Annotated in this window: 6 protein-coding genes and 2 pseudogenes; 7 read left to right on the top strand and 1 reads right to left on the bottom strand. The window is 31.7% G+C overall.

Translation table 11 applies throughout. The features are described 5' to 3' along the window. Nucleotides 1–347 precede the first annotated feature (347 nt). Entirely contained in the window at nucleotides 348–959 is a 612-nt protein-coding gene (gene rpsD, locus HT679_RS10880) for a 30S ribosomal protein S4 (protein WP_000092756.1), read from the top strand. A 95-nt stretch (nucleotides 960–1,054) separates the two neighbouring features. Here rpsD and HT679_RS10875 read toward each other — a convergent pair. Then, nucleotides 1,055–1,345: pseudogene (locus HT679_RS10875) on the bottom strand (tyrosine-type recombinase/integrase); the annotation flags it as partial. A gap of 40 nt (nucleotides 1,346–1,385) precedes the next feature. Here HT679_RS10875 and HT679_RS10870 point away from each other — a divergent pair. From HT679_RS10870 to HT679_RS10845, 6 genes and pseudogenes are all read left to right on the top strand, one after another. Next, entirely contained in the window at nucleotides 1,386–1,919 is a 534-nt protein-coding gene (locus HT679_RS10870; protein WP_173214599.1) for a type II toxin-antitoxin system antitoxin SocA domain-containing protein, read from the top strand. Continuing rightward, nucleotides 1,907–2,824 (top strand): hypothetical protein, encoded by a 918-nt coding sequence (locus tag HT679_RS10865; protein ID WP_173214597.1) that lies wholly within the window; start codon nucleotides 1,907–1,909, stop codon nucleotides 2,822–2,824. Before HT679_RS10870 ends, HT679_RS10865 begins: the two co-directional genes overlap by 13 nt. A gap of 232 nt (nucleotides 2,825–3,056) precedes the next feature. Further along, nucleotides 3,057–3,344, top strand: coding sequence for a type II toxin-antitoxin system RelB/DinJ family antitoxin (locus HT679_RS10860; RefSeq protein ID WP_173214595.1), 288 nt, complete (start codon nucleotides 3,057–3,059; stop codon nucleotides 3,342–3,344). After that, nucleotides 3,334–3,671: pseudogene (locus HT679_RS10855) on the top strand (type II toxin-antitoxin system RelE/ParE family toxin). Before HT679_RS10860 ends, HT679_RS10855 begins: the two are co-directional and overlap by 11 nt. Nucleotides 3,672–4,383: 712 nt before the next feature. Next, nucleotides 4,384–5,637: a hypothetical protein gene (locus tag HT679_RS10850; RefSeq protein WP_173214592.1), complete on the top strand. Its 1,254-nt coding sequence runs from the start codon at nucleotides 4,384–4,386 to the stop codon at nucleotides 5,635–5,637. Nucleotides 5,638–5,951: 314 nt separating this feature from the next. Beyond that, on the top strand, nucleotides 5,952–6,060 hold a 109-nt coding region (locus tag HT679_RS10845; protein ID WP_173214590.1), incomplete at its 3' end, for a transposase.

Here is a 6,060-nt window from a genome sequence, read left to right as displayed (position 1 = left end):
TGTTTTGTCATAGTAGACCTCGTTTCTAACTCAAACGTCTCACACTTAATTCCACCATAAAAATCCGTTTTAGACTAATTTCCACTTTGGTCAGGCAAGTGGAAGTTACTTTGAGAAGTTACAAACCTCTCTGGCAGTGAAAATAAAGCTTAAGACCCCTTTACAAATCTAGCCATTCATGGTAAAATGGATTTTGTGTGAAATATCAGCAGGAAAGCATGAAGCTCGTCAACAGGTGTCTTATGATAAGTAACCTTGGCTGTTTAGGCGAAGGGCATCTGCACGAATCAGGGCTTTCTAAGTGACTATTTCCACCGAAATATTATTTATATCAGGAGGACATTCACATGTCACGTTATACAGGACCATCTTGGAAACAAGCTCGTCGCCTTGGCCTTTCACTTACAGGTACAGGTAAAGAATTGGCACGTCGTAACTACGTACCAGGACAACACGGACCAAACAACCGTTCTAAATTATCAGAATACGGTTTGCAATTGGCTGAAAAACAAAAACTTCGTTTCACTTACGGTGTAGGTGAAAAACAATTCCGTAACTTGTTCGTACAAGCTACAAAAATCAAAGGCGGCATCCTAGGTTTCAACTTCATGCTTCTTTTGGAACGTCGTTTGGATAACGTTGTTTACCGTCTTGGTCTTGCGACTACTCGTCGTCAAGCTCGTCAATTCGTAAACCACGGTCACATCCTTGTTGACGGAAAACGCGTTGATATCCCATCATACCGCGTAACTCCAGGTCAAGTGATCTCAGTTCGTGAAAAATCATTGAAAGTTCCAGCAATCCTTGAAGCAGTAGAAGCTACTCTTGGACGCCCAGCATTCGTATCATTCGACGCTGAAAAATTGGAAGGTTCATTGACTCGTTTGCCAGAACGCGACGAAATCAACCCAGAAATCAACGAAGCACTTGTCGTTGAATTCTACAACAAAATGCTTTAAGATAAGACTTTATATTGTAAGAAGCCTACAACAGTGGGCTTTTTGCTTTGTCTTAAAATGTTGATTTCTGGGTTTGTCATCATTTTTGTCATCACTTATAACGAACTCACAGCTTTCTCATAAAATGAGACGGCTGTTTTTGCTTTTTCTTTGGAGAGATGACTGTAAGTGTCCATAGTCATAGCTAGTGTAGAATGACCTAGACGGTGTTGTAATTCTTTATATGGTATACCAGAGTTTAGCAAGAGACTAGCGTGTGTGTGTCTAAAACCATGGAATCCAATATTAGGTACACCAGCATGTTTGAAACGTGTGTTTAAACGAGTTGCTAGTGTTTTATTGTTTGGGTATTGAGAAAGAAAAATACTAAAATGTTTTGTAGTCCTTAAACTACGTGATATAATAAGAGTAAAAGGAGATTCAGTAATGCAACCACCATTATTTATTGCGAACTATATAATTGAATATTCTAACGATAAGAGCTATTCAATTAACAACCTCATATTACAAAAAATATTATATTTTGCCAATGTAATTAAAATTGTTGACACTAAAAATCCTCTTTTTGAGGAACAAATGGAGAAATGGAAATATGGTCCCGTTGTACCAAGTGTATATCATGAATATAAAAGATTCGGAGCTTTTCAAATAACAAAACAGGATATTGTTAAAGAATATTTTCATTTTGAGAATATAGAAAATAATTCATTAGGAAACATAAAAATATTTAAGTATCAACCACAAGATATTCCAGAACTTGATGCTAATTTGTTAAAGAAAGTTATTGATAGATTTTCTGATGTAGATATTTTTGATATAGTGGAGAAAACTCATAAACAGGAACCATGGAAAAAGTACGAAAAGTTAATTAGTGATGGTGTTCAAGGGATAAAATACACAAATGAAGAGATATTGAATTATTTTAACAACCATCCAGAGGAGTTAGAATGGCTCAGATAAGTACAAGTTTTATCCAACTTCTTTTAGTTGGTGATATCTCTAATCATGATGATGGTATTGTAAAATCGCTTCAAGATAATTTAACTGAGGAAAATTTAGTAATTCCATACGATTATATTGCTGAATTTGTATACCAGAATGAAAATAGCAATGAGCTCAATGAAACGTTAAATAGGAACATCGATTATTTATCTTCAACTATAGAAGCAGATGATAACGCTAAGAAATTAATACTAGATAAGAACCTTAAGAAAATAAGTTCTAATTATAGCTTATCTCAAATTCAGAAATCTTATATATCAAGGGTTGCTAAGGAAGTGGAGCAGGGGTTAAAAGATGTCAATAGCCAACTAAACCAAGCTAGATTAATTCTTCAAGATGTAAAGAAAAAATCAGACGCCTCTAATAATACTCTTACAGAAGCTAAAAGCCAACTAAGTCAAGCTAAATATTTTATTAAATATATACAGGGGCAATCAGCCAACTCTAATAAACTTCTTAAAACTGTACAGGAACAATCTGACGATATTGAACAAACAAAATCATCTATCTACACGGATTTCATAGCAATTTTAGGGATTTTTTCAGCATTTGTTTTTGTAATGTTTGGAGGCATTGAAGTAGCAAGAGCTGTTTTTGATATCGGAGATGATTTATTAAATATGAATCTTTCTAAGATGATAATAATTTCATGTCTGATGTTAATTGGTGTAATAACATTGATGTATTCATTGTTATTATGGATTGCTAGAATCACCAATAAGGAAATTGGAAACTGCATGAGCAGTAAATGCAAAGAGGGTTGTTCGCACAAGTGGAAGCATTTTTATTTACGTCATTCATTTTATTTTTCATTGATTATTTTATTAGTGATAATTACTTACATTTCATTTAAATATTCCTAGATTGGCTCCTGAAAACTATAATTGTAATAGAAAAAGCACCGCTTGGCTGTGCTAGTTTTTTGCCTGCTGAACTCATCATTTTTAAGTTCCTGATATTAAGCACTTTTGGGCGCTTCCCTTTAGTGCTTTTTTTGTTTTTAAAATAGCTTTTTAATATACAGTTATAGGTAGCTATACGTAACTAGACCTGCATAGTTTAAAGTGATATAATGGTCTAAAAGGAGGTACTACTATGGATGTTTTAGAAAAAAACACACAGGTAAACTTTAAAACTAACAGAGACTTGTTAGAGAAGGCTAAAGCTATTATCACAGCGCAAAATCTTGATATGACAGTCAGTTTTAACTTGTTTTTAGAGCATATTGTAGAAAATAAAGCCTTGCCATTTGAAATCCAAGTAGACAAAGAAAGAGAAGAACTTCTATCAAAGTTGCGTGCTGAAATTGGCCGTAGCTTTGAAGATTTAGAACATGGAAGAACTTGCAGCCTTGATGAAGTGAGGGCTAATCTTGGAATTTAACGAGAACGCATATGGCCTTATTATCTCCGAAACGGTACAAGAACAGCTAAGAGGTATTAAAGATTATATCTCAGCTAACTACTTTTCAGAACAGGCAGGAGCAAACACAGTTAAGAATATTCGGAGCGTCTTGAAGTCTTCCCAGAAGCAGGATTCGATGCTGATGAAAGAGTAGGAGGTATTATATACCCACCCCACAAAACCAGATGCATCATTTTAGGCGATTACCTAGCCTTCTATCATATTTTAGAGGATAAAAAAGCTGTCTTTATATCAGATATTATTCATAGTAAACAGGACTACATCCGCTTGTTCAAGAAAAAATAGCTCCTACATATTAGTAGTGAGCGTTTAAATTATAAGTCATTGACTAATAACAGGGATAGAATAAACACAATTTGGAAATTATCGGAAGCAATTCGTATGAACAATTGCTCGACATAAAATATAAATCTCCGTTAAAAGATGCCAAAAGTAATATTATTTTTCCAGTTTACCTCTCTTCAATCAGAATCAAAAACATTAGTCGATGATGAACGATATCGGATTATTGGATTGCCGTTTTATAACTATGAAATAACTAAAGATGAGGGGGCAGACAGATTAAGGAATTTATAGTTTAACAAAATCTTAAAATATTTAGTTTTATAGATCTTAGTAGAGAATGAATTATGGAATTTGATATAAATAAAGGAAATTTTAAATATGATAAATAGTTTTTTTTATACGAAAACCAATGAAGTATAATTACGTAATCTCAACGATTTTAGATATAGTAAATTTATTTTTTCTAATCTACTTCATATTTTCAGATATGGAAAAGAAAATATATTTTATTATTGCGCTTATTTGCTATCTAAGTTTAATGGTATGTGTTTGGTTCCTAGAGAAAGAAAATGTAAATACGGACCTAGGAGACTTAAACAGTCAAATAACTAAAATATCAAATACTATCTCACTTAGAGGTATATTTAAAATTATTTTCTGTATAATTAGATACTTTTTTTTGTTTTTTATATTACGAACATCTATTCTAATAATGATGGGTGAAGAGTGGCTATATAATACTCCCTACGGTATTTTTATTGAAAATTTCATTTTCATAGTGATAACAATATTACTATTTACTAGAATTTTTAGTTATTTATCAAACATTTCCCCTTACTTATTGCTTTTAGTGATTGCTATACCCATATTTTTATTTTCAATAGTAGGAATTGAATCTTCATTCTTCAATTGGACTTTTATATCTCTTATACTGGTCTCTGTTCTTCTTCAAATTTTGAATGAAGATATTCAATACTTACTTCCTAAAAAAATACGTCCTCAAATGGGAGAGTCTGATACTGAACTAAAGGAGAGCTTCTTCAAAATGAAGTTCAATGTGTTATTGTTCGTTCCTCTATTATATTTTTCTTTGTTGTTATCGGAAAAAATTACAAACAGTAATGTATTTTTATATTTTGTTAATATTTCAACTTCAAGTAATATTGAAGTAGGAAACACAACTTACCTTTCTTATTTTACGGTTTACAGTGCATTAGTAAAACTATTAATTGTTTTCTTTTCCTTTATTATTCTTTTTGAATATAAAGAAAGTTTAATTAATATGATTTGCAGATTTTTATTACCTGTGATTAATGAAGATGGATTCTTAAATCGAGATGGAAAATATTTTAAAATTAGAAATAAAAAGAAGTTCAGTGTTGATAAAGAAATATACTATTATAGATACAAAAATACGTTTATAAAAAACATGCCCACAAAAACAGAGTATTATAGATTGTCTGATAATGTATTAATGGATAAATCAGGCCATACTCAAAATTTTAAAATTATCTCCAATCATATTTTAAAAATCGATAAAGACTACTTTATTTTAGACCATTCAAGTACATTAAATGATTTTTATATTATGAGGAAAAATGAACGCCTGAGGAAATTGAAGAGGCCTGATCATAATGTTTGGTTGGTATTTCTAGCATTGCTAATAGTTACACTATTTTTTAATAGTATTTTAAATTCTAAAATGGAAACTCATGGGAGAGGAGAATATAAAATCATAAAAAACAAAAAAGAGTTATCAAGCAACGATGAAAATGAAATAATTTATTTAGAAAAGAATCAGTTAAGAATTGGAAATAATAAATATAGTTATGATGCAATCAGCATGACAATAAGAGATAATTCGAATACAAAAGTAGGAGAACTTAAGGATAAATTATTGACGATTGAAATTGATGATAGAAAACAAGAATATCGCTTTGATGATTCTAAAAATGCTGGAAGTTAGTATCTAGCTTGAAAAAATATATTTGTTACTTACTTATTTATTTTTTAAGTAAATATAGAAAGTGACAAAAACTTTATGAGCACTCATAGAACAATAATAAGGTAGTTCTTAAAACTAAAATATGTTAATTAGCATTTCGTAAAAATTTACGGAATGCTTTTTTGTTATGTGACTTTCAGTCCGTCTCGCTCCGTTAGGTGCGAGACAAAAAAACCACCCGCTATGCGGGTGCGCGTCGAAGGTTATACCCCAAAAACTCCGAACGCGATACAATAAAGGTGTTCAAGCCAATTGTAAAGCGAAAGGAGAAAAATATGGCACAAAAGGCTCATAGTTTATCGCACACAAAGTGGCATTGTAAGTATCACATTGTGTTCACCCCTAAGTATAGACGAAAAGTTATCTATAATCAATATCGAAGTA

This window comes from Streptococcus sp. 4886, assembly GCF_013276485.1.
GTDB lineage: Bacteria > Bacillota > Bacilli > Lactobacillales > Streptococcaceae > Streptococcus.
This window is presented reverse-complemented; position numbering and strand designations above follow the sequence as displayed.

Excerpts from the sequence above, each read along its gene's own strand:
- rpsD (WP_000092756.1), top strand. The coding sequence starts at position 348 with ATGTCACGTTATACAGGACCATCTTGGAAACAAGCTCGTCGCCTTGGC.
- HT679_RS10870 (WP_173214599.1), top strand. The coding sequence starts at position 1,386 with ATGCAACCACCATTATTTATTGCGAACTATATAATTGAATATTCTAAC.
- HT679_RS10865 (WP_173214597.1), top strand. The coding sequence starts at position 1,907 with ATGGCTCAGATAAGTACAAGTTTTATCCAACTTCTTTTAGTTGGTGAT.
- HT679_RS10860 (WP_173214595.1), top strand. The coding sequence starts at position 3,057 with ATGGATGTTTTAGAAAAAAACACACAGGTAAACTTTAAAACTAACAGA.
- HT679_RS10850 (WP_173214592.1), top strand. The coding sequence starts at position 4,384 with ATGATGGGTGAAGAGTGGCTATATAATACTCCCTACGGTATTTTTATT.